Source organism: Actinacidiphila yeochonensis CN732, assembly GCF_000745345.1.
GTDB classification, from domain to species: Bacteria; Actinomycetota; Actinomycetes; order Streptomycetales; family Streptomycetaceae; genus Actinacidiphila; species Actinacidiphila yeochonensis.
The window spans coordinates 2,482,250-2,508,583 of record NZ_JQNR01000005.1 but is presented as its reverse complement, the minus strand read 5'-3'; the positions used below and the strand labels follow the sequence as shown (position 1 = coordinate 2,508,583).

The window sequence follows — 26,334 nt, the reverse complement described above, 5'->3', positions numbered from 1 at the left end:
GGTTGAACGGCGGAGGGCGGCCGGTCTTCAGGACCGGCCGCCCTCCAGCGCCTGGTGGGTGGTGCGCAGGGCGGCGCTGGAGGTGTCGTAGGTGCGCTGCGCCACACAGACGAACAAGCAGTCCACCACGACCAGTTGGCTGATCCGGCTGGCCATCGCGCCGGGCCGGAAGGTGGTCTCGCGGCCGGCCGAGGCCAGGACGTGGTCCGCCAGCCGGGCGGCCGTGGACATCGGGTGGTTGGTGATCACCACGGTGGTGGCGCCCAACTCCGATGCCCGGCGCAGCGGTTCGATGACGTCACGGCTCTCGCCGGAGTGCGACACGACGAGGAACACGTCCCGCTCGCCGAGCAGCACCGCGCTGGTGAGCGCGGACTGCGAGTCGCCGTGCGCGTGGCAGGGCCGCCCGATCCTGGCCAGCTTCTGCTGGAGGTCCTGCGCCACCAGGCCGGAGGCGCCGACCCCGGCGATGTGCAGCTGCCCTCCGCCGCACAGCGCGCCGACCGCCCCCGCCAACTGGTCCGCGCCGAGCTGGGTGGCCGTCTCCAGCACCGCCTGCGACTCGGTGTGGACGAGCTTGGCGATCACCTCCTCGACCGAGTCCTCCGGGGTGATCCCCGAGGACAGGGTGGGGCGCGACCCCTGCCGGGCCGCCGACGCGGCCAGCGCCAGCCGCAGTTCGGGGTACCCGCTGAACCCCAGCGCCCGGGCGGTGCGGACGATCGACGACTCGCTGGTGCCGGCCAGCACGCTCAACTCCGAGATGGTGCTGCGCGCCACCCGCGCCGGGTCCTCGACGATCAGCGTGGCGATCCGGGCGGCGGCCGGCGTCAGCGAGGGCAGCAGGCCGCGTACGGTCGCGGTGAGCGCGTCCCCCGCGTCGCCGACCGCGGTGGTGTTCTCGCGCGTGGCCCACCCGGGCTCCGGGTCCTTTTCGTGCACGGCACCAAGAATGCACTGCCGCGGCCCCTCCCGGGAGCCGGAGGGCCCCGGACGGCGGCGCCGCGGAGGGCCGGCGGTGCCGCTCGACATGTCACCCAGACGAGCGATAGGCCGGGCGGCGGTCCGGCTGACCCGCACGCCGGTTCGGGCGCTCCCGCGAAGCCTTGTGCCCAGCGCGCGCCGGAGCCGTAACCTGGTGGCATGATCCGCGCAGCGACGCCCGAGGACGTACCGGCCATCCACGCGATGGTCCGCGAACTCGCCGCGTTCGAGAAGGCACCGCACGAGGCCAGGGCGACGGTGGAGCAGCTGCACGCCGCGCTGTTCGGCCCCGACCCGGTCGCGTCCGCGCTCGTCGCCGTGGACGGCCCGGCGGACGGCTTCAGCGGTCCGGCCGGCGCCAGCGGTTCCGCGGCGGACGCGCCCACCGGCGAGGAGGCCGCCGAGGAAACCGGCGCGGAGGCCGGCACTGAGACCGGCGCGTTCGAACCCGTCGGCTTCGCCCTGTGGTTCCGCAACTTCTCCACCTGGACCGGCACTCCGGGCCTGTACCTGGAGGACCTCTACGTCCGCCCCGAGTGGCGCGGCGCCGGGCACGGCGGGGCGCTGCTGGCCGAACTCGCCGCCGTGTGCGTGGAACGCGGCTACGAGCGCTTCGAGTGGTCCGTACTGGACTGGAACGAGAAGGCGCTGGCCGTCTACCGCTCGATCGGCGCCCTGCCGCAGGACGAGTGGACCGTGCAGCGGCTCGGCGGTCCGGCGCTGCGGGCCCTGGCCGAGCGGGCGGCAGGAGCCGACCGCTCGCCCAACCAGGCGCGCGCCCATGCCCGTTGAGGTCCGCCCCATGGACGCCAGACCCCTTGACGGCAGACCCGGATACCCACGATACGTACTCATGTGCTTACCTTGGGTGAGAGATCCGTCGTCGGATGCGCCCTTCCCGGGCGACAGCCCAGCGGCTATCGCGGTAGCGTCGCTGCGGACCAGAGCAATCACCGTGTGCCACCTTGGAGGTGTGGGTGTCCCAGATCGCAGGCGACCCCGTGTCGAAGGACTTCGTGGAGGTCCGGCTGCCCGCGGCGGGGGCCTACTTGTCGGTGCTGCGCACGGCCACGGCCGGGCTCGCGGCGCGACTCGACTTCACCCTCGACGAGATCGAGGATCTGCGCATCGCCGTGGACGAGGCGTGCGCCATCCTCTTGCAGCAGGCCGTGCCGGGCTCGGTGCTCAGCTGCGTCTTCCGGCTGGTCGGCGACTCCCTGTGGGTGACCGTCTCCGCCCCGACCACCGACGGCCGCGCCCCGGAGCGCGACACCTTCGCCTGGACGGTGCTCTCGGCACTGGCCGGCGAGGTCGACTCCACCGTGGCGGAGGACAAGACGGTCAGCATCAGCCTGCACAAGAAGCGCGGCGCCGTACCCGGGCTGTCGTGAACCGCGGGCAGGGCGTGGCCGCGGTGTACGGACAGGTCGTGGTGCGCGGACGGACCGGGCGGTACCGGACGAGTCCGGGGCTGCCGTCGTGACGCCCGCCGAGCGGCCCGGGACACCGGCGGAGCAGCAGGCGGCAGGGGCCGGACGGGGCGGCGACCGCCGCCAGGTCCCGGTCCAGGCGTCGGAACCGCCGGACGGCGGCGCCGCCACCACGGCGGCAGACGGCGCCGGAGCGGCGCAGCCGCAGGTCAGGTCCCGCCCCGAGCCGGGGGTGCCCGGGCCCGCCCGGGCCCGCGGCGGTGCGGACCGCAGGAAAGTGTTGGACGCGTCGGATCAGGCGGAGCAGGCGGACCGGATGGATCAGCACGAGCGCGTGGCACCGGCGGAGCAGCCCGGGCAGCGGCCCGGCCCCGGGTCCGGACAGCGGCCGGCCGGACGCCGCGCCCCGGCGCGGCCCGCGCCGGGCAGGGCACCGGCGGGCCGGAGGCCGCCGAGCGGCCCGAGGACGGACAACGCGAGGCCGAGGCCGGGACCCGGAACGGGGACGGGGAGGGCGCGCGCGACGAGGCCGGGCACGAGGAAGCGGCCCACGGGGATGCGGCGCGCGACGAGGCCGGGCACGAGGAGGACGGCGGCACCTGGCCGGCCGTCCCCGAGGCCCCTGACCGCTCCGGCGCGCGGGCGCTCTTCCTGCGGCTGCGCGACCTCCCCGACGGCTCTCCGGAACGGGCTGAGCTCCGCAACCAGCTCGTCCGCATGCACCTGCCGCTGGTGGAGCACCTGGCGCGCCGGTTCCGCAACCGCGGCGAGCCGCTGGACGACCTGACCCAGGTCGCCACCATCGGGCTGATCAAGTCCGTGGACCGGTTCGACGTCGAACGCGGGGTGGAGTTCTCCACGTACGCCACCCCGACGGTGGTCGGCGAGATCAAGCGGCACTTCCGCGACAAGGGCTGGGCGGTGCGGGTGCCGCGCCGGCTCCAGGAACTGCGGCTGGCCCTCACCACCGCCACCGGCGAGCTGTCGCAGCGGCACGGCCGGGCGCCCACCGTCCACGAGCTGGCCGAGCACCTCAAGATCTCCGAGGAGGAGGTCCTGGAGGGGCTGGAGTCCGCCAACGCGTACAGCACGCTCTCCCTGGACGTCCCCGACACCGACGACGAGTCCCCGGCCGTCGCCGACACCCTCGGCTCGGAGGACGAGGCGCTGGAGGGCGTGGAGTACCGCGAGTCGCTGAAACCGTTGCTCGAACAGCTTCCGCCCCGTGAAAAGACGATCCTGCTGCTGCGGTTCTTCGGCAACATGACCCAGTCGCAGATCGCCCAGGAGGTCGGCATCTCCCAGATGCACGTCTCCCGGCTGCTGGCCCGCACCCTGGCCCAGCTCCGGGACAAGCTCCTCATCGACGAGTGACGACGTGACGACGTGACGTGGCGGCGCCCCGGCCGGTTCGGCCGGGGCGCCGCCACGTCATGCCACCCGCTCCCCCGGCCGCGCCGCCGGATCAGAGCCGCGCCGGGCCGAGTCGCGACCGGTTCAGGACGGCTGGCTCAGGACCGGATCTGGACCGCCTCAGGACCGGAACCGGTCGGGTGCCAGGCCCTGGCCCGCCCGTCATCCCGCGGTGCGGTTGATCCCGAGGGCGTCGGTGGTGGCCGGGTGGACCAGGACGCCCAGGCCGAGCAGCGCCAGCACGCCGAGCACGGCGCCGCCGGGCACCACCAGCCCGTCGCTGTGCAGCATCGTCCAGGCGATGGGCAGGGAGAGCAGCTGCATGATGAGCGCGGGCCCCCGGCTCCACCGCCGGGCGCGCCGCAGGCCGTACGCGGCCGACAGCGGCAGCGCGGCGAGCGCGAGGATGAGTATCCCGGCGAGGACGTCCTGGCCGCCGGCGGCCAGCATGGTGATCCCCCAGACCACGACCGCCAGCCCTTCGAGGGCGGCCACCGCGGCGGCGACGGTCAGCCGCGCCGGAGGCGGTCCGGCAGGGGCGTCGGCGCCGGCGCCCGGCGCTCCCTTCGCGCCCCCCGCGCGCTCCTTCACACCACCCTCGGAGCCCACGTCCGAGCCGGCGTCCGAGCCGCCGCGGGAACCGCCCGCCGAGCCCGCGGCTCCGGCCGTACCGGCCTCGTCCTCGGCGGTGTCCCCAGCTCCGGCCCGGCCGGCCGCCTTGGCCGTCCTGGCGGCCTGCGCGGCCCGCCCGGGAGCGGCTCCGCCGGGTCCGGCCGCGGCCTGCCGGGTGCGCTTTGTCGTCTTCTGGCTCACAGCAGCCAGCGTAGCCCGGTGCGAAAACTCGTAGGTAGGCTGTCGAGCATGCGTGCTCTTCTCGTCGTCAACCCGGCTGCGACCACCACCAGCGCACGCGTCCGCGACGTGATCGGCACCGCCCTGTCCCGCGACCTCGACCTGGAGGTGGCCACCACCGGCTACCGCGGCCACGCCCGGGACCTGGCCCGCGGCGCGGCCGAGGGCGGCGAGGTGGAGCTGGTGGTCGCCCTGGGCGGCGACGGCACCGTGAACGAGGTCGTCAACGGCCTGCTCCACCACGGCCCCGACCCCGAGAAGCTGCCGAAGCTCGCGGTGGTCCCCGGCGGCTCCACCAACGTCTTCGCCCGTGCCCTCGGGCTGCCGAACGACGCGGTGGAGGCGACCGGCGCGCTGCTGGACGCGCTGCGCGCCGGCACCTCGCGCACGGTCGGCCTCGGCCTGGTCAGCGGCACCCCGGGCACCGAGGACGAGGGCGTGCCGTCCCGCTGGTTCACCTTCTGCGCGGGCCTCGGCTTCGACGCCGGCGTGGTCGGCCGGGTCGAGCAGCAGCGGGAGCTGGGCAAGCGCTCCACGCACGCGCTCTACCTGCGGCAGGTGGCCCGGCAGTTCATGGCGGACCCGAACCGCCGGCACGGCGTCATCACGCTGCGGCGGCCGGACGGCGCGCCGGTGGACGGCCTGGCCACCGCGATAATCTGCAACACCTCGCCGTGGACCTACCTGGGCAACCGGCCTGTGTACGCCTCCCCCAGGGCCTCGTTCGACACCGCGCTGGATGTGCTGGGCGTCACGAAGATGTCCGCGGTGGCCGGCACCCGTTACGCGACGCAGCTGCTCCGCTCCACCCCGGAACGGGGGCCGCACGGCAAGTACGCGGTGACCCTGCACGATCTGACGGACTTCACCTTGCAATCGCAGGCCCCGCTGCCCTTCCAGGTCGACGGTGACCACCTGGGACTGCGGACGAACGCGACCTTCACAGGCGTACGCCGTGCACTGCGTGTGATTGTGTAAGCAGAAGAGCCCAAAGTCCTTTTACTCGAACGTTTAGGCTGCCCCGCACCCCCTGGAAGTACGGCTGTGACCGAGGCGACACCGTCGATTCCAAAAAAAGTTTCCGGAAGGGGTTGTATCTCCAGCCGAGGTTTGCGAGTCTCTTACTGGCGATCGGGACGGCCGAACAAGGCCCCCTTGAGAGCCCGAATCTCCTACCTCATCCTGCGGGGCCCTACCAGCCAGTGACGGCTGGGTTGCGTCCCGTTCTCTGCGGGGGGATTCGTGAAAGCGTTCACATTCACAAGCAATCCGCTTGTCACACGAGGAGTTGGAGCAGCCATGGACTGGCGTCACCGCGCCGTTTGCCGCGAGGAAGACCCTGAGCTCTTCTTCCCCATCGGCAACACCGGTCCCGCGCTGCTGCAGATCGAGGAAGCCAAGGCCGTCTGCCGCCGCTGTCCCGTAATGGACCAGTGCCTTCAGTGGGCACTGGAGAGCGGCCAGGACGCCGGTGTCTGGGGTGGCCTCAGCGAGGACGAGCGCCGCGCGATGAAGCGCCGCGCCGCCCGCAACCGGGCCCGCAACGCCAGCGCCTGACATACGTCACAGCCTTACCCCCCGAGCCGCAGCGCGCAGCACCGCTTAACGCGCAGCACACAGCATGCAGGAGCCTCCGCCACACCGGCGGGGGCTCCTTCCGCTTTCCGACGGGGGTGGATTCCCGGCGTTCAGAACTCCGACACCGGGAATCCACAGGACCCGCACATTCGTCCCGCGAATCCCCGGCGGGGCGAAATATCAAGCCTCGCGCGGGAGTTCGAGAACCACGCGGGTGCCGCGCCCGGTCGGCGCGGGCTGCATGTCGAAGGCTCCGCCGAGCTCGCCGACCACCAGGGTGCGGACGATCTGCAGGCCGAGGTTGCCGGCCTGCTGGGCGTCGAAGCCGGGGGGCAGCCCGCGCCCGTCGTCCTGGACGAACACGGTGACCCGCTCCCCCGCCCGGCCGACCCCCACCTCGACCGTTCCGGACTCGCCGGGCCCGAAGCCGTGTTCGAGGGCGTTCTGGAGCAGTTCGGTGAGCACCATGGACAGCGGGGTCGCCGTCTCGGCGCTGAGGATGCCGAACCGGCCGGCGCGGCGCGCGGTGACCCGGCCGGGCGAGATCTCCGCGACCATGGCCAGCACCCGGTCGGCGATCTCGTCGAAGTCCACCTTCTCGTCGAGCGTCTGGGAGAGCGTCTCGTGGACGATGGCGATCGAGCCGACCCGGCGCACCGCCTCCTCCAGCGCCTCCCGCGCCTTCGGCGAGTCCATCCGGCGGGCCTGGAGCCGCAGCAGCGCCGCCACCGTCTGGAGGTTGTTCTTCACCCGGTGGTGGATCTCCCGGATGGTGGCGTCCTTGGTGATCAACTCCCGCTCGCGGCGTCGCAGTTCGGTGACGTCGCGGAGCAGCACCAGCGACCCGGTACGCACCCCCTTGGGCTTGAGCGGGATCGCCCGGAGCTGGATGACCCCGTCGCCGCCCTCCACCTCGAACTCGCGCGGCGCCCACCCGCTGGCCAGCTTCTCCAGCGCCTCGTCCACCGGGCCCCGGACCGGGGCGAGTTCGGCGGTGATCCGGCCCAGGTGGCCGCCGACCAGGTCGGCGGTCAGGCCCAGCCGGTAGAAGGCGGAGAGCGCGTTGGGGCTGGCGTACTGCACCATCCCGTCGGCGTCCAGCCGGATCAGCCCGTCGCCGGCCCGCGGCGAGGCGTCCATGTCGACCTGCTCGGCCGGGAAAGGGAAGGAGCCGGCGGCGATCATCTGCGCCAGGTCGGACGCGCTCTGCAGGTAGGTGAGCTCCAGCCGGCTGGGGGTGCGCACGGTGAGCAGGTTGGTGTTGCGGGCGATCACCCCCAGCACCCGGCCGTCCCGGCGGATCGGGATCGACTCCACCCGGACCGGCACCTCCTCGCGCCACTCCGGGTCGCCCTCGCGGACGATCCGGCCCTCGTCCAGCGCCATGTCCAGCATCGGCCGCCGCCCGCGCGGCACCAGGTGGCCGACCATGTCGTCCTGGTACGAGGTGGGCCCGGTGTTCGGCCGCATCTGGGCCACGGACACGTAGCGGGTGCCGTCGCGGGTGGGCACCCACAGCACGAGGTCGGCGAAGGACAGGTCGGAGAGCAACTGCCACTCCGAAACGAGCAGATGGAGCCACTCCAGGTCGGAGGGCCCGAGGTCGGTGTGCTCGCGTACGAGGTCGTTCATGGAGGGCACGCCTGCGAGCGTACCCCGGAGGTCCCGGCGCTCCCGCACACCGGCGCCCGGAGCCGGCGGCCAGCGCGTTTCACCCGGCCGCGGACGGGGAATGCACCGTCGGGAATTCCGTGGCACACCGTGGACAACGCCCAGTGGTCTAGTCCACAATACGGATGAACCTCCGCTCTCCCCGCACAGGCGAGCGGACCGAGGCGGCGGCGTTCTCTGCCCTGACTACTCCGCCCGTCTCACGGCCGGCCCCACCGGGCCGACGGGGACCGCACACCCCGTCCGCCACGGCCGCCGGCGGCAGCTCCGGGCTGCGGTGCTGAAGGGGTTGAGGGTCCTCTTCCGGCACCGCGGCCCGAAGTTTTTCCGGGGCGTCTCCCTTCTTTCGCCTGGCCGGCGCCCCTTTTTTCGCCGGCCCTCGCCACGGGGCGCGTCCGGACCCGCTCCCGGACCCGCTTCCGGACCCGAAGACGCGGTGCCGGCCGGCGAGGGACCAGGGAGCGCCGCTCGGCCGGGGTGGGCCGGTTGCGTGCGCGGGACGCACCGCTCAGCCCGGTTGGCCTTGAGCGCCTGCTTCGAGGGTCGCGCGGAGGGTGGCCAGGGCCGAGGCGATGCGGGTCAGGTCCCCAGGGGGGATCGTCGCGGTCAGTGAGACGAGTTCGCTTTCGACAACGGGGCGGGACGCGGCCAGCCGCTCCTCACCCTCGGAGGTGAGGCGGAGGACGGAGGAGCGGCGGTCCCGGGGGTGCGCGACCCGCACGCACCACCCCGCGGCCACCAGCCGGTCGACCGCCTTGCTGACGGCACCCACGGTGATCGCGAGTTCGCCGACGATGTCGAGCACGCGGCACTCCGGCACCCGGTCGATGATCTCCAGGAAATCGAACTGCCCGAGCCCCAGACCCTGTTCGGCGCGCAGTCGTGCGCTCACCGCGTTGTAGAGCCGGGTCTCGACGCGGACGAAGTCGGTGAAGATCGGGGTGACGTGGCTCACAGCTGCTCCATTAGCTTCCCGGGAATCATCTTCCATGGAACACGGTTGGGCCCAGGTGGATGGATTCCCAAGAATCCATCCTCGCATCCCGACCCTGGAGGCCCCACATGTCACGACAGCAGCGCGTCGCCCTGGACGCGGCGCTCCGAGCCGCGCCCCGCACGGAGACCACGCCCACGCCCGAGGAGCAGCGCGAGGGCTTCGCCTCGGCCATCACCCGCCCCGCACCGGAGGGCGTGGCCATCCGCAGGACCGTCGTGGGCGGGCGGCCGGCCCTGGAGCTGGAGCCGGCCGGCGCCTCCGGACGCGGCCGACTGCTCTACCTGCACGGCGGCGGCTACGTCATCGGCTCACCGGACACCCACGTCGGCCTGGTCGGCGAACTGGCCCGCCGAGCCGGGCTGCGAGCCACGTCGGTGGACTACCGGAAGGCACCCGAGCACTCCTTCCCCGCGGCCGTCGACGACGGACTCGCCGCCTATCGCGAGCTGCTGGCGGCGGATACCGACCCGCGGGATCTCGTCCTGGCCGGCGACTCCGCCGGTGGCGGCCTGAGCCTCGCCACGCTGCTCGCGGCCCGGGAGGCCGGGCTGCCGCAACCGGCCGCCGTGGCCCTCTTCTCCCCGTGGACCGACCTCACCCTCAGCGGGGCGAGCATCCGTTCCAAGGACGACGCCGATCCCATCTTCGTCGAAGCCGACCTGCGCGCCTACGCCGATCTCTACGTCGGCGCGGGCGACCGGGCGCACCCCCTGGCCAGCCCGCTGTTCGCCGACCTCACCGGGCTGCCCCCGCTCCTGGTGCAGGTCGGGGCGAACGAGGTGCTGCTCGACGACGCGGTCCGGCTGGCCGGCCGCGCGGCCGCGGACGACGTCGAGGTCACGCTCGAAGTCGGCCCCGGCCTGCCCCACGTCTTCCAGCTCCACTACGGCCGCCTCGACGAGGCGGACGCCGCACTCGACCGCGCCGCGCGCTTCCTCACCGCCCACCTGGGCGCCGAACGTCTCGAACCGACCCGCTGAGGCCGGCCCGGCGGCATCCACGCGACGTCGGCGACGCGCGCGGGAGCGCCATCGCCGACCTCCCGGGTCCGGCAGTCGGCCAGCCGCCGAGGGTCGACCGCGCCCGCTCGCCCGTACCCTCACCCGCCGCGCGCCGCCTCCGGGCGGGAGACGGCGCACGCGTCAGTCCCGTCGCGTGAGGAAACGGCCGGGTGTCAGTCCCGTCGCGCCGCGACGGCGTGGGCGAGCTGCTGGAGCGGGAGGATCTCCAGGACCGGCTGGAGGGACTCGGGCAGACCGCTGGAGGGCAGGGCGAAGCCGGCGGGAGCCGCGGCGGCCTGGCTGGCCGGGCCGACCACCATGAGGTCCGCGCCACGGCCGCGCAGCCGGTCGAGGACGGGCTGGAGCGCGTCGCCGCCGGGGCCCTCGGTGACGATCGCGATCACCGGGGAGACGGCGTCCACCACGGCCAGCGGCCCGTAGAGCAGGTCCGCGCCGGAGGGAGCGAGGACCGGCATGCCGCTGGTCTCCATCAGCTTCAGCGCCGCCTCCCTGGCCGTGGGCAGGCCGTAGCCGCGGGAGGTGACGACCATCCGGCCGGCGAACCGGTAGCGCTCGGCGAGCCGCGCCACCTCGTCGCCGCGGGCCAGCACCCGGGCGGCCAGCTCCGGCAGCGCCCGGGCCTCGGCGCCGTCCTGGTCCCGCATGCCGCGCGCCAGCAGGTGGAGCGCCAGCAGGTCGGCCGTGTACGTCTTGGTGGCCGGCAGCGCCTTTCCCGGGCCGGCCAGTACGTCGACGTGGTGCTCGGCGGCCTCGGCCAGCGGCGAGTCGGGGTTGTTGGTGACCGCGACGGTGGTGGCGCCGGCCTCCCGGGCGGCGCGGGTGAAGGCGACCATGTCCGGGGAGCCACCGGACTGGCTGACGGTGACCATCAGCACGTCCGCGTACCGGGGCGAGGCCCCGTAGGCGGTGACGGTGGACATGGAGGCCAGGCCGCAGGGCAGCCCGAGTTCGATCTCGAAGAGATACTTCGCGTAGAGGGCGGCGTGGGCGGAGCTGCCGCGCGCGGCGAAGAGGACGAAACGGGGCCGGCGGGCGGCCACGGCGCGGCCGGTGGCGCGGATCGCGGGCCCGCCCCGCTCCAGCAGCCGGGCCAGCACCTCGGGCTGCTCGGCGATCTCGCCGGCCATGATGTGCCGCTCCTCGCGCCGGCCGGCGGCGTCGAGACGGTCCGAGGGAGCTTTCACGCACACCGCCTCCATCCCGACGCACCCCACCAGTCGACCACAGGAACGGGTCCGGCGCACCGCCACCCGGGGGCCGCCACGGGGTACCCTGGTGGAAGTGGTCTATACCACCTTGACGTGTACTCCCCTGTTCGCCAGATCCCCTCCCCCTCATGAGAACGGCAGGCCCAGCGTGGAAGTTGTGATCGTCCCGGATGCCGCCGCGGGCGGCGAGACCATAGCCGAGGCCATCGCGGCCCTGCTGCGGCGCAGGCCCGACGCCCTGCTGGGCGTGGCCACCGGCTCCACCCCGCTGCCCGTCTACCAGGCGCTGGCGGCGAAGGTGCGCGCCGGTTCGGTGGACGCCTCGCGGGCCCGGGTGTGCCAGCTCGACGAGTACGTGGGGCTGCCGACCGGGCACCCGGAGTCGTACCGCTCGGTGGTGCTGCGCGAGGTCGTGGAGCCGCTGGGCCTGTCCGAGGACGCCTTCATGGGCCCGGACGGCGCGGCTGAGGACGTGCAGGCGGCGTGCGAGGCGTACGACGCGGCGCTGTCGGCGGCCGGCGGGGTCGACCTCCAGCTGCTGGGCATCGGCACCGACGGGCACATCGGCTTCAACGAGCCGTGCTCCTCGCTCGCCTCGCGGACCCGGATCAAGACGCTGACCGAGCAGACCCGGGTGGACAACGCCCGGTTCTTCGACGGCGACATCGACCAGGTCCCGCACCACGTGATCACCCAGGGCATCGGCACCATCCTGGAGGCCCGGCACCTGGTGCTGCTGGCCACCGGCGAGGGCAAGGCCGAGGCCGTCGCGGCCACCGTGGAGGGCCCGGTGGCCGCGCTGGTGCCGGCGTCCGCGCTCCAGCTGCACCCGCACGCCACCGTCGTCGTCGACGAGGCGGCTGCCTCCAAGCTGAAGCTCGCCCCGTACTTCCGGGCCACCTACGCGGCCAAGCCCGCGTGGCAGGGCCTGTAAGGACCCGCGTACGACAGGGGGCCGCCGGTGCTACCGGCGGCCCCTCGTCGTGCGCCCGCTCGTCGGGTCCCGCCCGTCGCCGGGCGGGACCCCTTCCGGCCTTACGGTTCGACGCCCGCCACGACCTCGGCCGCCGCCTCGCCGCAGACCCGGGCGGCGCCGTGCGTGGCGATGTACAGCGCGCCGCGCGGCGCGGCCTGCGGCAGGCCCATCTCCACCACGACGGTGTCCGGCCGGGCGGCCACCAGGGCGTCCAGGGCCTGCTCCATCCAGGCGTGCCGGTGGGCGTCGCGGACCACCGCGACCACCCGCCGCTCCCCCGCCGCCGCGAGCAGCCCGGCGGCCTCCGCCGCCCCGCGGTAGGTGTCGCCCTCGGTGCCCGGCAGCAGTCGGGCCAGCGGGGCGGTGACCCCCCAGGGGGTGTCCTCGCCGACGGCGATGTTGGCCTCGGGTTCGAGGACGGCGACGTAGGGCGGTCCGTCCAGCGGGGTGAAGCCGGCGTCGCGGACGATCCGCAGCGCCCGCCGGGCCGCGGCCAGGCCGACGCCGGGGTCGGCCGGCAGCCGCTCGGCCGCGCCGGCCGCCGCCACCGCCCAGGCCGCGACCTCGCGCACCCGGCGGGCGGCGTCGGCGAGCCGTTCGGCGGGCAGCGAGCCGTCCCGCACGGCGGCCACGATCGCGTCGCGCAGGTCGAGCACGGTCTGCTCGTCGTTGAGGCCGCCGCCGACGCAGATCGCGTCGGCGCCCGCGGCCAGCGCCATCACGGTGCCGCGGGTGATGCCGTAGGTGCCGGCGACCGCCCGCATCTCGATGCCGTCGGTGACGATCAGCCCGTCGTAGCCGAGGCCGCCCTCCTCGCGGGGGCCGCGCAGCAGCGCGGTGAGCGCCGCCGGGCTGAGGGTCGCCGGCAGCTCCGGGTCGAGCGCGGGCACCAGGATGTGCGCGCTCATCACGGCCTTCACACCGGCCGTCAACGCGGCCCGGAACGGCACCAGTTCGCGCGCGTGCAGGGTCGCCGCGTCGAGGTCGATGCGCGGCATCGCGTGGTGGGAGTCGACGGCGGTGTCGCCGTGGCCGGGGAAGTGCTTGACGCAACTCGCCACGCCGGCCGACTGGAGCCCCTCGATCCAGGCGGCGGTGTGCCGGGCCACCAACTCGGGTTCGGCGCCGAAGGAGCGGGCTCCGATCACCGGGTTGTCCGGGTCGGAGTTGACGTCGGCGGACGGAGCCCAGTCGAAGTTGACTCCCAAGCCGGCCAGTTTGCGCCCCAGTTGGGCGGCGACCGCGCGGGTCAACGCCGGGTCGTCGACGGCGCCCAGGGCGAGGTTGCCGGGGAAGGACGATCCCTCGCGCACCTCGATGCGGGTGACGTCGCCGCTCTCCTCGTCCGCGGTGACGAGCACGTCGGGCCGCACCGAGCGCAGTTGGGCGGTGAGCGCGGCGACCTGCTCGGGCGTGTCGATATTCCGGGCGAACAGGGCGACCGAGCCGAGCCCTTCGGCCAGCAGCCGCAGCACCCAGTCGGGGGCGGTGGTGCCGGCGAAGCCGGGCTGGAGGACGGCGAGCGCGTCCCGGGCGAGAGCGTCGTCGCGGGTTTCGGAAGCGGGCAGCACTGGCGCGGTCATCCCTTCACCGCCCCGGCGGTCAGACCGCCCACGGCGCGCCGCTGGAGGACGAGGAAGACGACGACCACGGGCACCGTGAAGATGCTGGAGGCGGCCATGGTCGCGCCCCAGTCGTCGCCGAAGTTGGTCTGGAACTGGGTCAGCCACAGCGGCAGCGTCTGGCCGCTCTCCTTGTTGAGGATGAGCACCAGCGGGAACTCGTTCCACGCCGTGATGAAGCCGAAGAGGGAGGTGGACATCAGGCCCGGCGCGAGCAGCGGCAGCACCACCCGCACGAACGCCTGGAGGCGGGTGCAGCCGTCCATGAGGGCCGCCTCCTCCAGTTCCTTGGGCACGGCGGCGATGAAGCCGCGCAGCGTCCAGATCGTGAAGGGCAGCACCATCATCATGTAGAAGAGGGTCAGCGGCAGCAGGCTGTTGAGCATGTCCTGGTCGCGGACGATCATGTACACGGAGATCGTCATGACCTCCCAGGGCGCCATCTGGGCCATCATCACGATGAGGATGAACGCCTTGCGCCCGCGGAAGCGCATCCGCGCCACCGCGAAGGCCGCGGCCATGGCCACCAGCAGCGACAGCAGGACCGAGCAGACGGTGACGGTGAAGCTGTTGCGCACCAGGGTCCAGAACCCGGCGGCGTGCACGGCCTTGTCGAAGTGGCTGAACGTGCCGTGGATCGGCAGGAAGACCGGGGTGGTGGAGATGATGTCCAGGTCCGGCTTGAAGGCCGTGGTCACCATCCAGTAGACGGGGAAGACGAAGAAGACGAAGAGGACCAGCGCGACGGCGTTGGGCCAGAAGCGTGCGAACGGGGAGCGCCTCACAGGTCGTCCTCCTGCTTCAGGATGATGCGGAAGTAGTAGGACATCAGCGCCATCAGGATGAGGATGGTCAGCACCGAGATGGCCGCACCGCTGCCGTAGTGCTGGTTGCCGACACCCTCGACGAACGCGTACACGGGCAGGGTCTCGGTCAGACCCTCCGGGCCGCCGGCGTTGAGCGCGTAGACCTGGGTGAACGCCTTGAAGACCCAGATGATCTCCAGGAACGTCGTGCTGAGGAAGAACGGCCGGAGCATGGGGAAGAGCACGGAGCTGAAGGTCCGCCAGGCGCTGGCGCCGTCCATCCGGGCGGCCTCGAAGATCTCCGTGGAGATCGTGGTGAGGCCGGCGTAGAGGTTCAGCGCCACGAAGGGTATGGACCCCCAGACCACCATGAGCGTGATCACCGCGAAGGTGGACAACTGGCTGCCGAACCAGTTGTAGCCGTGCATGGAGTGCCAACCGAGCTTGTACAAAGTCCAGTTGACGACGCCGTAGCGGGTGTCGAACAGCCACTGGTAGACCGTGGTGCCGGCCACGTACGGCATCGCCCAGGCGAGGATCAGGCCGAGCGAGAGGGTCAGCCGCATCCGCTTGCCGAGGCGGTTGAGCAGCAGCCCGACGAGGGTGCCGCCGAGCATGATCAGCGCGACGTTGGCGAGGGTGAAGAAGATGGACCGCTCGGTGGTGTGCCAGAAGTCGGCGCTGGTGAGCTGCTCCTTGTAGTTGGAGAAGCCGGCCCACTGGGTGGTGTGCTGGATCAGCTGGAAGGCGTTGAGGGTCTGGAACGAGATGATCACGTTCCGGACCAGCGGGTAGCCGAGCAGCAGGGCGGTGGCCACCAGCGCGGGCAGGATCAGCACGTACGGCGCGGCGCGGCCGGCCAGTACTCCGCCGCGGGCGGGGTTGGCTCCGCCGGGGGTCGGGGCGCCGGAACCGGGGGGCGTTCCGGCTGGTCCGGGCGTCACCGCCGCCTCGTCCGGGGCGCGGCTCGACGTCCCTCTGTACTGCGCGGCCATGCTTTGCCTCTTCCTCGTACCGTCCGCTGGGGGCGCTGGCGGGTCCGCCCGGCCGCGCCGATGGGCGGCGGCCGGGCGGACCCGTCAGGGGTGCTTACTGCTGGCTGAGCCGCTTGTCGATCTCGGTGTCGGCCTTCTTCGCCGCCGCGCTCGGGCTCTCACCCTGGAGCACACCGGTCATGAAGAGCGTGGAGATCGGGTTGGGCGGGTTCTCGACGCTGCCCCAGGCCGGGATCAGCGGGGTGGTGCCGCCGTTGGCCGCTGCGGCCGAGGCGGCCTCACCGTAGGCGTTGCCCTGCAGGTTGGTGTTGAGGGACGCCTTGTTCGGGACGGCGCCGCTCTCCTTGGCGAACTCGCCCTCGAACTGGTCGGACATGGCCATGGTCAGGAAGTCCTGGGCCAGTTCGGGGTTCTTGCTGCCCTGGGTGATGGCCAGGTTGGAGCCGCCGACGAACACGCTGGCGGTCTTGTCGGCGGTCTTGCCCGGGAAGGGGAAGAAGCCGACCTGGTCCTTGAGCGCCGGGTTCTTGGTGATGGCGCCGTTGGCCTCCCAGCCCAGGCCGAGGAAGGCGCCGACGTCGCCCTTGGCGAAGACGTCGGACTGCTGCGGGGTGGCCTCGTCCTTGTCCTTGGGCGCGGTGCCGAAGGAGTTGACCTTCTTGTAGAGGTTGATCGCCGCTGCGGCCTGCGGGGTGTCGAGGTTGGCGGTGTACTTGTCGCCGTCCTTCTTCACCAGGTCCGCGCCGGCGTCCAGCAGGAAGCCGTCGAAGCCGTACCAGTCCTGACCGGGCAGGTAGAAGGCGTCCTTGGTGCCCTTGGCCTGGATCTTGGCCAGGTCCTGGAAGAGCTCGTCCTGGGTCTTGGGCGTGGCGGTGATGCCGGCCGCGGACCAGATCTTCTTGTTGTAGACGACGACGCGGCTGGCGAAGTACCACGGCGCGGCGAACTGCTTGCCGTCGTAGACCGCGGAGCCGTTGAGCGCCGGCACCCAGTCGTCGCCGCCGATCGCGGACTTGATGCTGGTGAGGTCCTTCAGACCGCCGGTGGCCGCGTAGTAGGGGGTCTGGGTGTTGCCGACCTCGATGACGTCCGGCGGGGTGCTCTCGGAGAGGGCGGTGGTGAGCTTCTGCTGGATGCCGTCCCACTGCTGGACGGTGATCTTCAGCGTGGCGCCGGGGTACTTCGCCTGGAACGCGGCGGTGATGTCCTTCGTCCAGCCGGGCGGGTTGGATCCGCTCATCAGCCACACGTTGAGCGTCTTGCCCTTGAAGTCGGCCGTACCCGAGCTCTTGGCGCCGGCCGTGCTCTTGGCCTTGCTGTCGCCGCTTCCACTGCCGCCGCACGCCGCGACCGCGGTGAGCACGGTCGCGACGCCGATCGCCGCGATGAGCTTGCGCTTCATGCCACCCTCCTCAGGATGCCCGAAACTCCCCCCACCGCCCGAAATGCCGGCCGCGCGGCGGACCACCGCAACCGCGTCCTGCTCGTGGGTCTGGGACTGGTCGCTAACGGGGTCATTAATGGTTTAGACCAGCACCCGGAGCTTGGCCTAGACCTTTAGGGGTGTCAAGGGTGTATAAGAACACCCGTCGAGTCCGTTATCGGACCGACACCTGAGGCATCAGCGCCCCACCGCCTCCCTCCGGCAGGGCGGCCCGTGCCACCATGTGACCGCGATCAACGGAGGAAGCCGGTGACGGCAGCACGACGGCAGTCGGGAGTACACGGCATGGACAGCGTCACAGGAGGCGGCACGGAGACCGCGGGGAACGGCACCGCGGGCCGTGTGGCCCGCGTGCCGAAGTACTACCGGCTCAAGCGACACCTGCTGGACATCACCCGCACCATGCCGCCCGGCACCCCGGTCCCGCCCGAGCGCACGCTGGCCACCGAGTTCGACACCTCCCGCACCACCGTCCGGCAGGCCCTCCAGGAGCTGGTCGTCGAGGGCCGGCTGGAGCGTATCCAGGGCAAGGGCACCTTCGTGGCCAAACCGAAGGTCTCCCAGGCACTCCAACTCACCTCCTACACCGAGGACATGCGCGCCCAGGGCCTGGAGCCCGCCTCCCAGCTGCTGGACGTCGGCTACATCACCGCCGACGACCGGCTGGCGGAGCTGCTGGACATGAAGGCCGGCGGCCGGGTGCTGCGGATCGAGCGGCTGCGGCTGGCCAACGGCGAGCCGATGGCCATAGAGACCACCCACCTGTCGGCCAAGCGCTTCCCCGCGCTGCGCCGGAACCTGGCCAAGTACACCTCCCTCTACACCGCGCTGGCCGAGGTCTACGACGTACGCCCCGCCCAGGCCGAGGAGACCATCGAGACCTCGCTGGCCACCCCGCGCGAGGCCGGACTGCTGGGCACGGACGTCGGTCTGCCGATGCTGCTGCTGTCCCGCCACTCGATCGACAGCACCGGGGAGCCGGTGGAGTGGGTGCGATCGGTCTACCGGGGCGACCGCTACAAGTTCGTCGCCCGCCTCAACCGCCCCATCGACTGATCCCGTTACCCGCGACACCGCCGCCTGGCAGCAGAACTCCGCTGCCCCCGGGTGCTGTTCGCCGAATCCTCCCCCTTCACCCGCACCGCCCGACCGAACTCACCTTCCCAGGAGACCAGTTCACCCGCTGACGCTCCGGCACCCCCTCCGCCCGCAGCCACGTCATCACCCCTTCGGGGGAAACCTGGCCGCGGCGCGCCCGCACGCCCCGCTCCCCCGGAGGAAACCCCCCGGGGGTAGTGACGCGCGCCGACCCGCTCCCCTAGATTCCTGCGCACCACAGAGACCTAGGTGACGGGAGCGCAGCGCCGTGTCTGCAGTGCCGGAGGAAGTACCCGGGGAAGTCCCGGAGGGAGTCCCGGAGGAACACCGCCAACCCGACATCCGTACCACGGTCGTGACGCCCTCGCGGGTGGTGGCCGGTGTCTGCCTGATCATTCCGTTCGTCGCCCTGATGTGGGTGGGCTCCTACTCGCGGACCAGCCCGGCCCTCATCGGCATCCCGTTCTTCTACTGGTACCAGCTCGCCTGGGTACCCGTCGCGTCGCTGCTGACGTACACCGCGTACGTGCTGGTACGCCGCGAGGAGCGGGCCCGCAAGGGAGGTGGCGCGCGATGAAGGACGGAGTCAACGGCGTCGCACTGGGCGTCTTCGTCTTCTTCTTCCTGGCCGTCACCGCGGTGGGCTTCATGGCCGCCCGCTGGCGCCGCGCCGACAACGCCCTGCACCTGGACGAATGGGGCCTGGGCGGCCGGAGCTTCGGCACCTGGGTGACCTGGTTCCTGCTCGGCGGCGACCTGTACACGGCCTACACCTTCGTGGCGGTGCCGGCGGCGATCTACGGCGCCGGCGCGGCCGGGTTCTTCGCGGTCCCGTACACCATCGTCGCCTACCCGCTGGTGTTCCTCTTCCTGCCGCGGCTGTGGTCGGTCTCGCACAAGCACGGCTACGTCACCTCCTCGGACTTCATCCGCGGGCGGTTCGACTCCAAGCTGCTGTCGGTGGCGGTGGCACTGACCGGCATCCTGGCCACGATGCCGTACATCGCCCTGCAACTCGTCGGCATCCAGGCCGTGCTGGACGTCCTGGGGATCGGCGGCAGCGACTCCACCAACTGGTTCGTCAAGGACCTGCCGCTGCTGATCGCGTTCGCGGTGCTCGCGGCGTACACGTACTCCTCCGGGCTGCGCGCGCCGGCGCTGATCGCCTTCGTCAAGGACGCGCTGATCTACCTGGTGATCGCGGTGGCGATCGTCTACATCCCGTACAAGCTGGGCGGGTTCGACGACATCTTCCACAAGGCGGGCGCCGCGTACGCGGTGAAGAACCCGGCCACCGGCAAGCCGCGCGGCGCGCTCACGGTCCTCCCGGCCGGCCAGTGGTCGTACGCCACCCTCGCGCTGGGCTCGGCGATGGCGCTCTTCCTCTACCCGCACTCGGTGACGGCCGTGTTCGCCGGGAGGAGCCGCAACGTCATCCGCCGCAACACCGCGATCCTGCCGCTGTACTCGCTGATGCTGGGGCTGCTGGCGATGCTCGGCTTCATGGCGGTGGCCGACGGCGTCGGCAAGGGGGTCAAGGGCTACAACGCCCAACTCGCCATCCCGCAGCTGTTCGAGAACGTCTTCCCGAGCTGGTTCGCGGGGGTGGCGTTCGCCGCGATCGGGATCGGGGCGCTCGTCCCCGCGGCCATCATGTCCATCGCGGCGGCCAACCTCTTCACCCGCAACATCTACAAGGACCTCTTCCGGCCCAACGCCACCCCGGCGGAGGAGACCCGGGTGTCCAAGCTGGTATCGCTCGTGGTCAAGGTGGGCGCGCTGGTCTTCGTGCTGTCCATGGACAAGACGGTGGCCATCAACTTCCAGCTGCTGGGCGGCATCTGGATCCTCCAGACGGTGCCGGCCATCGTCGGCGGCCTGTTCACCCGGTGGTTCCACCGGTGGGCGCTGCTGGCCGGCTGGGCGGTCGGCATGGCCTACGGCACCTGGAAGGCGTACGAGCAGTCCAGCCCGAGCCAGGCGCACTTCGGCGGCAACGCGGCGAACATCCCCGGCATCGGCAGACTCGGCTACATCGGGCTCACCGCGTTCGTGCTCAACGCGGCCGTGGTGGTCGTCCTCACCCTGGCGCTGCGGGCGGTACGGGTACCGCAGGGCGTGGACCGCACGGCGCCGGGCGACTACACGGTGGAGGCGCCCGGCGAGGACGGTCCGCTGACCGGCCCCGGCGCCGAGCCCGGCGTCGAGGGCGGCGGCGTACCGGAGCCTGCCGGGGCGTGACCGGCACGGCGGCGTCCGGTCGCAGCGGAGGGCCGCACCTCCGCGCACCGGGCGCCGCCGTTCGTTCGGGCCGAACTCCGCGACCTTCCTGCCGGGCCTCCCGGGCCTCCCGGGCCTCGACGGCCACCCGACCCCGCGGCCCTGGCGTCCGCCCCAGCACCGCCCCGGCCTGGAACTGCGCCGCGAGGCCCGTATCACCAAGCGGCTCGAAGAGGCCCACGAGCGACACACCCGACACAAGATCTAGGGGTGCGCAGCAGAGACGCCACCACATGTATGCTCAACCCCGTTGTCGCAGGGGAAGCCGGTGAGAGTCCGGCGCTGCCCCGCAACGGTGAGCGGCCACGCCCCTGGCGTGGACCCGCGCAGCCCGATCGCCTGCCGGCAGCGTGCCCGCGTCGTCATCCCGTCGACGCGCGCGCAACCGTCCGGGCCTCGTGGACTGGGCCGACGGACGCACGGCGGCCCGCTCCCCCTACGGCTCCGCCCTGCCTTCCGTCTCCCTCCGCGCGGCCGCCACCGCAGCTGAGGGAGAGCAACCCTGTGACCGTCGCGCCCCACGCCCCCGCCACCGCCGCCCCCGGCACCGCCCAGGTACCCCGGGCCGGCGTCCCCGGGCAGTCTCCCGCCGACCCTGCCGGCACCGCCGATCCCGCCGGCGCCGCCCTGCTCCGGCTCCTCGTCGAGCTCACCGCCGACCTGCCCGACGCCGACCCCGGCCGGGTCGCCGCCTCCGCCCTGCGCGGCCGCGGCACCGCCTCCGACGCCCGCGAACTGCGGGAGCTGGCGACCGAGTCGGCGGCCGGGCTGATCCCCGAGGACCCCGCGTACTCCCGGCTCGCGGCGCGCCTGCTCACCCGCACCGTCCGCGAGGAGGCCGCGAGCCAGGGCGCCGTGTCGTTCACCTCGTCCATCGCCGTGGGACACCGCGAGGGCCTCATCGGCGACCGCACCGCCGCCTTCGCCACCCGGCACGGCGCCGAACTGGACGCGCTGGCCGAGCAGGCGGTGCGCGACGGCGGCGACGACCGGTTCGGCTACTTCGGCCTGCGCACCCTGCACAGCCGCTACCTGCTGCGCCACCCCACGACCCGGCGGCCCGTCGAGACCGCCCAGCACTTCCTGCTGCGCGTGGCGGCCGGCCTGGCCGCCGACGACTCGCCCGAGGCGCTGGCCGAGGTCGCCGAGCTGTACCGGCTGATGAGCGAGCTCGCGTACCTGCCCAGTTCGCCCACCCTCTTCAACTCCGGTACCCGGCACCCGCAGATGTCCTCCTGCTACCTGCTGGACTCGCCGCTGGACGAGCTGGACTCCATCTACGACCGCTACCACCAGGTGGCGCGGCTGTCCAAGCACGCGGGCGGTATCGGCATCCCGTTCAGCCGGGTGCGGGCCCGCGGCGCGCTGATCCGCGGCACCAACGGGCACTCCAACGGCATCGTGCCGTTCCTGAAGACGCTGGACGCCTCGGTGGCCGCCGTCAACCAGGGCGGCCGGCGCAAGGGCGCGGCCGCCGTCTACCTGGAGACGTGGCACGCGGACGTCGAGGAGTTCCTCGAACTGCGCGACAACACCGGCGAGGACGCCCGCCGCACCCACAACCTCAACCTGGCGCACTGGATTCCGGACGAGTTCATGCGCCGGGTCGAGGCCGACGCCGACTGGTCCCTGTTCTCCCCCTCCGACGTACCGGAGCTGGTCGACCTGTGGGGCGCGGAGTTCGACGCCGCCTACCGCGCCGCCGAGGCGGCCGGACTGGCCCGCCGCACCCTGCCGGCCCGCGAGCTGTACGGGCGGATGATGCGCACCCTGGCGCAGACCGGCAACGGCTGGATGACGTTCAAGGACGCCGCCAACCGCACCGCCAACCAGACCGCCCGCCCCGGCCACACCGTGCACTCCTCCAACCTGTGCACGGAGATCCTGGAGGTCTCCGACGACGGCGAGACGGCGGTGTGCAACCTCGGCTCGCTCAGCCTGGGGACGTTCGTCCGGCCGGACGCGGTCGAGGCGGCGGCGCGGGGGTCGCTGTCCGAAGACGGCCTGTCCGAGGACGGCCTGCCGGAGGACGGCGGCATGGACTGGGAGCGGCTGGACGCGGCGGTCCGTACGGCGGTCACCTTCCTGGACCGGGTCGTCGACATCAACTTCTACCCGACCGAGCAGGCCGGCCGCTCCAACGCGCGCTGGCGGCCGGTGGGGTTGGGCGTCATGGGCCTCCAGGACGTCTTCTTCCGGCTGCGGCTGCCGTTCGACTCCGAGGCCGCCCGCGCGCTGTCCACCCGCATCGCCGAACGCGTGATGCTCGCCGCCTACGAGGCCTCCGCCGATCTCGCCGAGCGCCACGGCCCGCTGCCGGCCTGGGACCGCACCCGCACCGCCGACGGGGTGCTCCACCCGGACCACTACGGCGTCACCCCGCACTGGCCCGAACGCTGGCAGCGGCTGCGGTCCCGGATCGCCGAACACGGCCTGCGCAACGCGCTGTTGCTGGCCATCGCCCCGACGGCCACGATCGCGTCCATCGCCGGCGCCTACGAGTGCGTCGAGCCGCAGGTGTCCAACCTCTTCAAGCGCGAGACCCTCTCGGGCGAGTTCCTCCAGGTCAACTCCTACCTGGTGGCCGACCTCAAGCGGCTGGGCCGGTGGGACGCCGCCACCCGCGAGGCGCTGCGCGAGTCGTCCGGCTCCGTCCAGGGCCTGCCCGACCTTCCGGCACCGGTACGGGAGTTGTACCGCACGGCGTGGGAGCTGCCGATGCGGTCGCTGATCGACCTGGCCGCCGACCGCACGCCGTACCTGGACCAGAGCCAGTCGCTGAACCTCTTCATGGAGACGCCGACCATCGGCCGGCTCAGCTCGATGTACGCGTACGCCTGGCGCCGCGGCCTGAAGACCACCTACTACCTGCGCTCGCGTCCGGCCACCCGGATCGCCCGCGCCGCCGGGGCCACCGCCCCGGCGCCCACCCCCGTTACCAGCACACCGGCAGCGGCCGACACCGACGTGATCGCCTGCTCCCTGGAGAACCCCGAGTCCTGCGAGGCATGCCAGTGACCACCACCGACGACACCACCACCGCGGCCGCTCCCGCCGACCAGGGCACGCCCACCGTCCGGAACCTGCTCGACCCCGGCTTCGAGCTCACCCTGCGCCCCATGCGCTACCCGGACTTCTACGAGCGCTACCGCGACGCGATCAAGAACACCTGGACCGTGGAGGAGGTCGACCTCCACTCCGACGTCGCCGACCTCGCCCGCCTCACCCCGGCCGAACGGCACCTGATCGGACGGCTGGTGGCCTTCTTCGCCACCGGCGACTCGATCGTCGCCAACAACCTGGTGCTCACCCTCTACAAGCACATCAACTCCCCCGAGGCGCGGCTCTACCTCTCCCGCCAGCTCTTCGAGGAGGCCGTGCACGTCCAGTTCTACCTGACCCTGCTGGACACCTACCTGCCCGACCCGGCCGACCGCAACGCCGCCTTCGCGGCCGTCGAGAACATCCCGTCCATCCGCGAGAAGGCCCAGTTCTGCTTCCGCTGGATGGACTCCGTGGAGAACCTGGACCAGCTGCGCGACCGCGCCGACCGCCGCCGCTTCCTGCTCAACCTGATCTGCTTCGCCGCCTGCATCGAGGGCCTGTTCTTCTACGGCGCCTTCGCGTACGTCTACTGGTTCCGCTCCCGCGGCCTGCTGCACGGCCTGGCCACCGGCACCAACTGGGTGTTCCGCGACGAGACGATGCACATGTCGTTCGCGTTCGAGGTCGTCGACACCGTCCGCAAGGAGGAGCCGGACCTCTTCGACGACGACCTCGGTGCCCAGGTGACCGCGATGCTGCGCGAGGCCGTGGCCGCTGAACTCCAGTTCGCCCGGGACCTCTGCGGGGACGGGCTGCCCGGGATGAACACCGACTCCATGCGCGCCTACCTGGAGTGCGTCGCCGACCAACGCCTCGTCCGGCTCGGCCTGGAGCCGGTCTTCCACAGCGAGAACCCGTTCCCGTTCATGGAGTTGCAGGGCGTCCAGGAGCTCACCAACTTCTTCGAACGCCGCGTCTCGGCCTACCAGACCGCCGTCGAGGGCACCGTCTCCCTGGACGACGACTTCTGATCCCTCCCGCTGTTCCCGCTCCTGCCGTGGCGGCGCCGGCACCGGTCCCCTCCGGTGCCGGCGCCGCCACGCCAGTTGACGAGCGATCATGGACACCCTGGGTGATACGGCGTTAACGTAAGGCTCCCAAAGTCGCAGATGTGGCCGCCCCATGTGGCACGGCCTGCCCGGGGGGGCTCTGCCGCACCGGTCTCCTCAGCCAGCCATGCCGTGGTGCGCGCCACGAGGACAGGAGACAGCCCTCCCATGCCACGCCGCACCACGCTCACCACCGCAGCAACGACCCTCACCGCGGCCACCCTCCTCCTCACCGCCTGCGGAGGCGGCGGCAGTGACAACAAGATCGCCTCGTCACCCACCACCACCACCTCTGCGCCCCCACCCACCACGGCCGCCCCCACGACCACCCCCGCGGCAGCCGGCGCGCCGACCTTCGACTTCCCCAGCGACGTCAAGGTCGTCATCGACCCCGACACCACGGGCGACGCCACGAAGGACGCGATCCTGCGGGACCAGGGGTACGGGCTGGACGCTACTTACGTAGCCGTCAGCAAACTCGACAAGAACCAGCCGCTGTTCAACGAATACCTGGTCGAAGACGCCGCCGAGACGTGGAGCGAGGCTATCGACGGAGGCAAGAAGGACAGTGCCACCATCACAGGAACCGTTCACTTCTACGATCGCAAGGTCACTGTCACCGACAGCACAACGGCTGCGGTGACCTTCTGCGAGGATCAGCGCTACGCGTACGACAAGAACACAAAGACCGGAAAGACCGCGAAAACAGCTCCCAGTGCAGATAGCTTCATTTTTCACACCTCGCGTATGCTCAAAGCTTCCGATGGAACCTGGCAGACTTCGACTTACAACTCCCAGCGAGGTGCTGCCCAGTGCCAGCAGTGAGGTTCATCTGGGCTGCGACCATGCTGGCACTGGCGACATCGGAAGTGCTTTTACTGCCGGCGCAGAGCTACGCGGACACAAGTCACTTCCCAGGAGCCAGCGCACCGCCTCCGACCAAATCTCCGGCGCCCGAGACAATCCAGTCCAAGGTCTCCTACAAAAAGAGCTACCACGGTTCCGGCGTGCGGATGACCGCTCCAATGACTTCGAACTGGTCACCGCCGCAGTGCTGGTACGAGCCGGAATTCACGCCCCCACAGTTCGCCGACTACATCAACTCGAACTACACATCTGACCAGTCCGCATGGGCCTCCATGGGACGGGAGTACGGCGCAGACGACTTCCACAAAGGCGACAAGGGTGCCTGGTACCAGCTGGTCACGCCGGACCCGGCAACCGCGAACGCCACCTGCATCGCCCTTTCGCCCTGGAAGTGGATCGCCCCGGCTCAGCCGTCGACGCCCGCCGTACCCACCATCGATCCCAGGACACTCTCCGGGCTCGCCTTCAACGAGACGATCCTGCCCAAGCCGGACATCACGTTGAAGCCGACCGGGGCGAACGAACTCGTGAACCTCGACACCCAGGTGACGTTCGAGAAGGCGCTGCCCCGGGTGTGGGTCACCGCGAGCCTGGACAACGCGGCCCTCGGAGTGCACGTCGCCGCGACGACACTCGCCGTGCCGGAGAAGCTGACCGTCGACGCCGGCACCGCCGACGCCGACCCCCGTACCTGTACGTACGCGCTCCGGCAGGCAGGGGGCACGTACACCGTCGACACCAAGGACGCCGACTGCAACGTGACGTACACGCGGGCGGGCGACTACCGGCTGACGGCGAGCGTCGTGTGGAAGGTCACCTGGACCCCGTCCACCGACCCCTACGGCGCACCGAGCCGACCGGCCCTCCCCGACGGCCAGTCAGACGCCCACTACGCCACGACCGTCGAGGAGAACGAAGCCGTCAACCGCTGAACCGC

22 protein-coding genes and 1 pseudogene are annotated in these 26,334 nt (G+C 72.0%); 14 read left to right on the top strand and 9 right to left on the bottom strand.

Going from position 1 to position 26,334, the window contains the following annotated elements; genetic code table 11:
- Positions 1–27: 27 nt before the first annotated feature.
- Positions 28–942 carry a MurR/RpiR family transcriptional regulator gene (locus BS72_RS22625; protein ID WP_232792502.1) on the bottom strand — a complete coding sequence of 305 codons (915 nt, stop codon included), beginning with the start codon at positions 940–942 and terminating at the stop codon, positions 28–30.
- Positions 943–1,143: 201 nt separating this feature from the next.
- Between BS72_RS22625 and BS72_RS22620 the strand changes: the two genes are divergently transcribed.
- From BS72_RS22620 to BS72_RS22605, 3 genes and pseudogenes are all read left to right on the top strand, one after another.
- A complete protein-coding gene (locus BS72_RS22620) occupies positions 1,144–1,776 on the top strand; it encodes a GNAT family N-acetyltransferase (protein ID WP_037913068.1) in 633 nt (210 codons plus the stop codon).
- Between the two features lie 185 nt (positions 1,777–1,961).
- The gene (locus BS72_RS22615; protein ID WP_037917213.1) at positions 1,962–2,375 is read left to right on the top strand and encodes an ATP-binding protein; all 414 of its coding nucleotides are present in this window, start codon (positions 1,962–1,964) and stop codon (positions 2,373–2,375) included.
- Positions 2,376–3,035: 660 nt separating this feature from the next.
- A pseudogene (locus tag BS72_RS22605) lies at positions 3,036–3,788 on the top strand (RNA polymerase sigma factor SigF); the annotation flags it as partial.
- A gap of 201 nt (positions 3,789–3,989) precedes the next feature.
- Here BS72_RS22605 and BS72_RS39620 read toward each other — a convergent pair.
- The gene (locus BS72_RS39620) at positions 3,990–4,640 is read right to left on the bottom strand and encodes a hypothetical protein (protein ID WP_322942438.1); all 651 of its coding nucleotides are present in this window, start codon (positions 4,638–4,640) and stop codon (positions 3,990–3,992) included.
- 48 nt (positions 4,641–4,688) lie between these two features.
- Here BS72_RS39620 and BS72_RS22595 point away from each other — a divergent pair, with 48 nt between their 5' ends.
- Both BS72_RS22595 and BS72_RS22590 read left to right on the top strand, forming a co-directional pair.
- Positions 4,689–5,657: a diacylglycerol/lipid kinase family protein gene (locus BS72_RS22595; RefSeq protein WP_037913062.1), complete on the top strand. Its 969-nt coding sequence runs from the start codon at positions 4,689–4,691 to the stop codon at positions 5,655–5,657.
- A gap of 321 nt (positions 5,658–5,978) precedes the next feature.
- Complete coding sequence (locus tag BS72_RS22590) at positions 5,979–6,236, top strand: WhiB family transcriptional regulator (RefSeq protein ID WP_037913060.1); 258 nt, start codon at positions 5,979–5,981, stop codon at positions 6,234–6,236.
- Positions 6,237–6,437: 201 nt separating this feature from the next.
- On the opposite strand, the gene BS72_RS22585 is transcribed toward BS72_RS22590, so the two are convergent.
- Both BS72_RS22585 and BS72_RS22580 read right to left on the bottom strand, forming a co-directional pair.
- On the bottom strand, positions 6,438–7,889 hold the full coding sequence (locus BS72_RS22585) for a sensor histidine kinase (protein WP_037913057.1): 1,452 nt from the start codon (positions 7,887–7,889) through the stop codon (positions 6,438–6,440).
- A gap of 547 nt (positions 7,890–8,436) precedes the next feature.
- Positions 8,437–8,883: a MarR family winged helix-turn-helix transcriptional regulator gene (locus tag BS72_RS22580; protein ID WP_037913055.1), complete on the bottom strand. Its 447-nt coding sequence runs from the start codon at positions 8,881–8,883 to the stop codon at positions 8,437–8,439.
- Positions 8,884–8,990: 107 nt separating this feature from the next.
- Between BS72_RS22580 and BS72_RS22575 the strand changes: the two genes are divergently transcribed.
- Complete coding sequence (locus BS72_RS22575; RefSeq protein WP_037913053.1) at positions 8,991–9,905, top strand: alpha/beta hydrolase; 915 nt, start codon at positions 8,991–8,993, stop codon at positions 9,903–9,905.
- Positions 9,906–10,099: 194 nt separating this feature from the next.
- On the opposite strand, the gene BS72_RS22570 is transcribed toward BS72_RS22575, so the two are convergent.
- Positions 10,100–11,146, bottom strand: a complete 1,047-nt coding sequence (locus BS72_RS22570; protein ID WP_407639050.1) for an SIS domain-containing protein — start codon at positions 11,144–11,146, stop codon at positions 10,100–10,102.
- Between the two features lie 157 nt (positions 11,147–11,303).
- Between BS72_RS22570 and nagB the strand changes: the two genes are divergently transcribed.
- Positions 11,304–12,089, top strand: a complete 786-nt coding sequence (nagB, locus tag BS72_RS22565; RefSeq protein ID WP_037913050.1) for a glucosamine-6-phosphate deaminase — start codon at positions 11,304–11,306, stop codon at positions 12,087–12,089.
- Between the two features lie 101 nt (positions 12,090–12,190).
- Here the strand turns inward: nagB and BS72_RS22560 are convergent, their stop codons facing one another.
- The 4 genes from BS72_RS22560 to BS72_RS22545 form a co-directional block, all read right to left on the bottom strand.
- Complete coding sequence (locus BS72_RS22560) at positions 12,191–13,714, bottom strand: glycoside hydrolase family 3 protein (protein ID WP_051951480.1); 1,524 nt, start codon at positions 13,712–13,714, stop codon at positions 12,191–12,193.
- Positions 13,711–14,538, bottom strand: a complete 828-nt coding sequence (locus BS72_RS22555; RefSeq protein ID WP_037913048.1) for a carbohydrate ABC transporter permease — start codon at positions 14,536–14,538, stop codon at positions 13,711–13,713. The genes BS72_RS22560 and BS72_RS22555 overlap by 4 nt, the downstream gene beginning before the upstream one ends.
- A complete protein-coding gene (locus BS72_RS22550; protein ID WP_037913046.1) occupies positions 14,535–15,554 on the bottom strand; it encodes a carbohydrate ABC transporter permease in 1,020 nt (339 codons plus the stop codon). The genes BS72_RS22555 and BS72_RS22550 overlap by 4 nt, the downstream gene beginning before the upstream one ends.
- Positions 15,555–15,648: 94 nt before the next feature.
- Positions 15,649–16,956, bottom strand: a complete 1,308-nt coding sequence (locus tag BS72_RS22545; RefSeq protein ID WP_037913041.1) for an extracellular solute-binding protein — start codon at positions 16,954–16,956, stop codon at positions 15,649–15,651.
- A 327-nt stretch (positions 16,957–17,283) separates the two neighbouring features.
- Here BS72_RS22545 and BS72_RS22540 point away from each other — a divergent pair, with 327 nt between their 5' ends.
- The 7 genes from BS72_RS22540 (at position 17,284) to BS72_RS22510 (ending at position 26,329) form a co-directional block, all read left to right on the top strand.
- Entirely contained in the window at positions 17,284–18,054 is a 771-nt protein-coding gene (locus BS72_RS22540) for a GntR family transcriptional regulator (RefSeq protein ID WP_037913038.1), read from the top strand.
- A 397-nt stretch (positions 18,055–18,451) separates the two neighbouring features.
- Positions 18,452–18,673 (top strand): DUF3311 domain-containing protein, encoded by a 222-nt coding sequence (locus tag BS72_RS22535; RefSeq protein WP_078901555.1) that lies wholly within the window; start codon positions 18,452–18,454, stop codon positions 18,671–18,673.
- Positions 18,670–20,337 carry a monocarboxylate uptake permease MctP gene (gene mctP, locus BS72_RS22530; RefSeq protein ID WP_037913034.1) on the top strand — a complete coding sequence of 556 codons (1,668 nt, stop codon included), beginning with the start codon at positions 18,670–18,672 and terminating at the stop codon, positions 20,335–20,337. The genes BS72_RS22535 and mctP overlap by 4 nt, the downstream gene beginning before the upstream one ends.
- A 543-nt stretch (positions 20,338–20,880) precedes the next feature.
- A complete protein-coding gene (locus BS72_RS22525; protein WP_037913031.1) occupies positions 20,881–23,394 on the top strand; it encodes a ribonucleoside-diphosphate reductase subunit alpha in 2,514 nt (837 codons plus the stop codon).
- Positions 23,385–24,452, top strand: a complete 1,068-nt coding sequence (locus BS72_RS22520; protein ID WP_051951478.1) for a ribonucleotide-diphosphate reductase subunit beta — start codon at positions 23,385–23,387, stop codon at positions 24,450–24,452. Before BS72_RS22525 ends, BS72_RS22520 begins: the two co-directional genes overlap by 10 nt.
- A gap of 246 nt (positions 24,453–24,698) precedes the next feature.
- Positions 24,699–25,355 carry a hypothetical protein gene (locus BS72_RS22515; RefSeq protein WP_051951476.1) on the top strand — a complete coding sequence of 219 codons (657 nt, stop codon included), beginning with the start codon at positions 24,699–24,701 and terminating at the stop codon, positions 25,353–25,355.
- Between the two features lie 200 nt (positions 25,356–25,555).
- The gene (locus tag BS72_RS22510) at positions 25,556–26,329 is read left to right on the top strand and encodes a hypothetical protein (RefSeq protein ID WP_157856303.1); all 774 of its coding nucleotides are present in this window, start codon (positions 25,556–25,558) and stop codon (positions 26,327–26,329) included.
- The last annotated feature ends 5 nt before the right edge of the window (positions 26,330–26,334 follow it).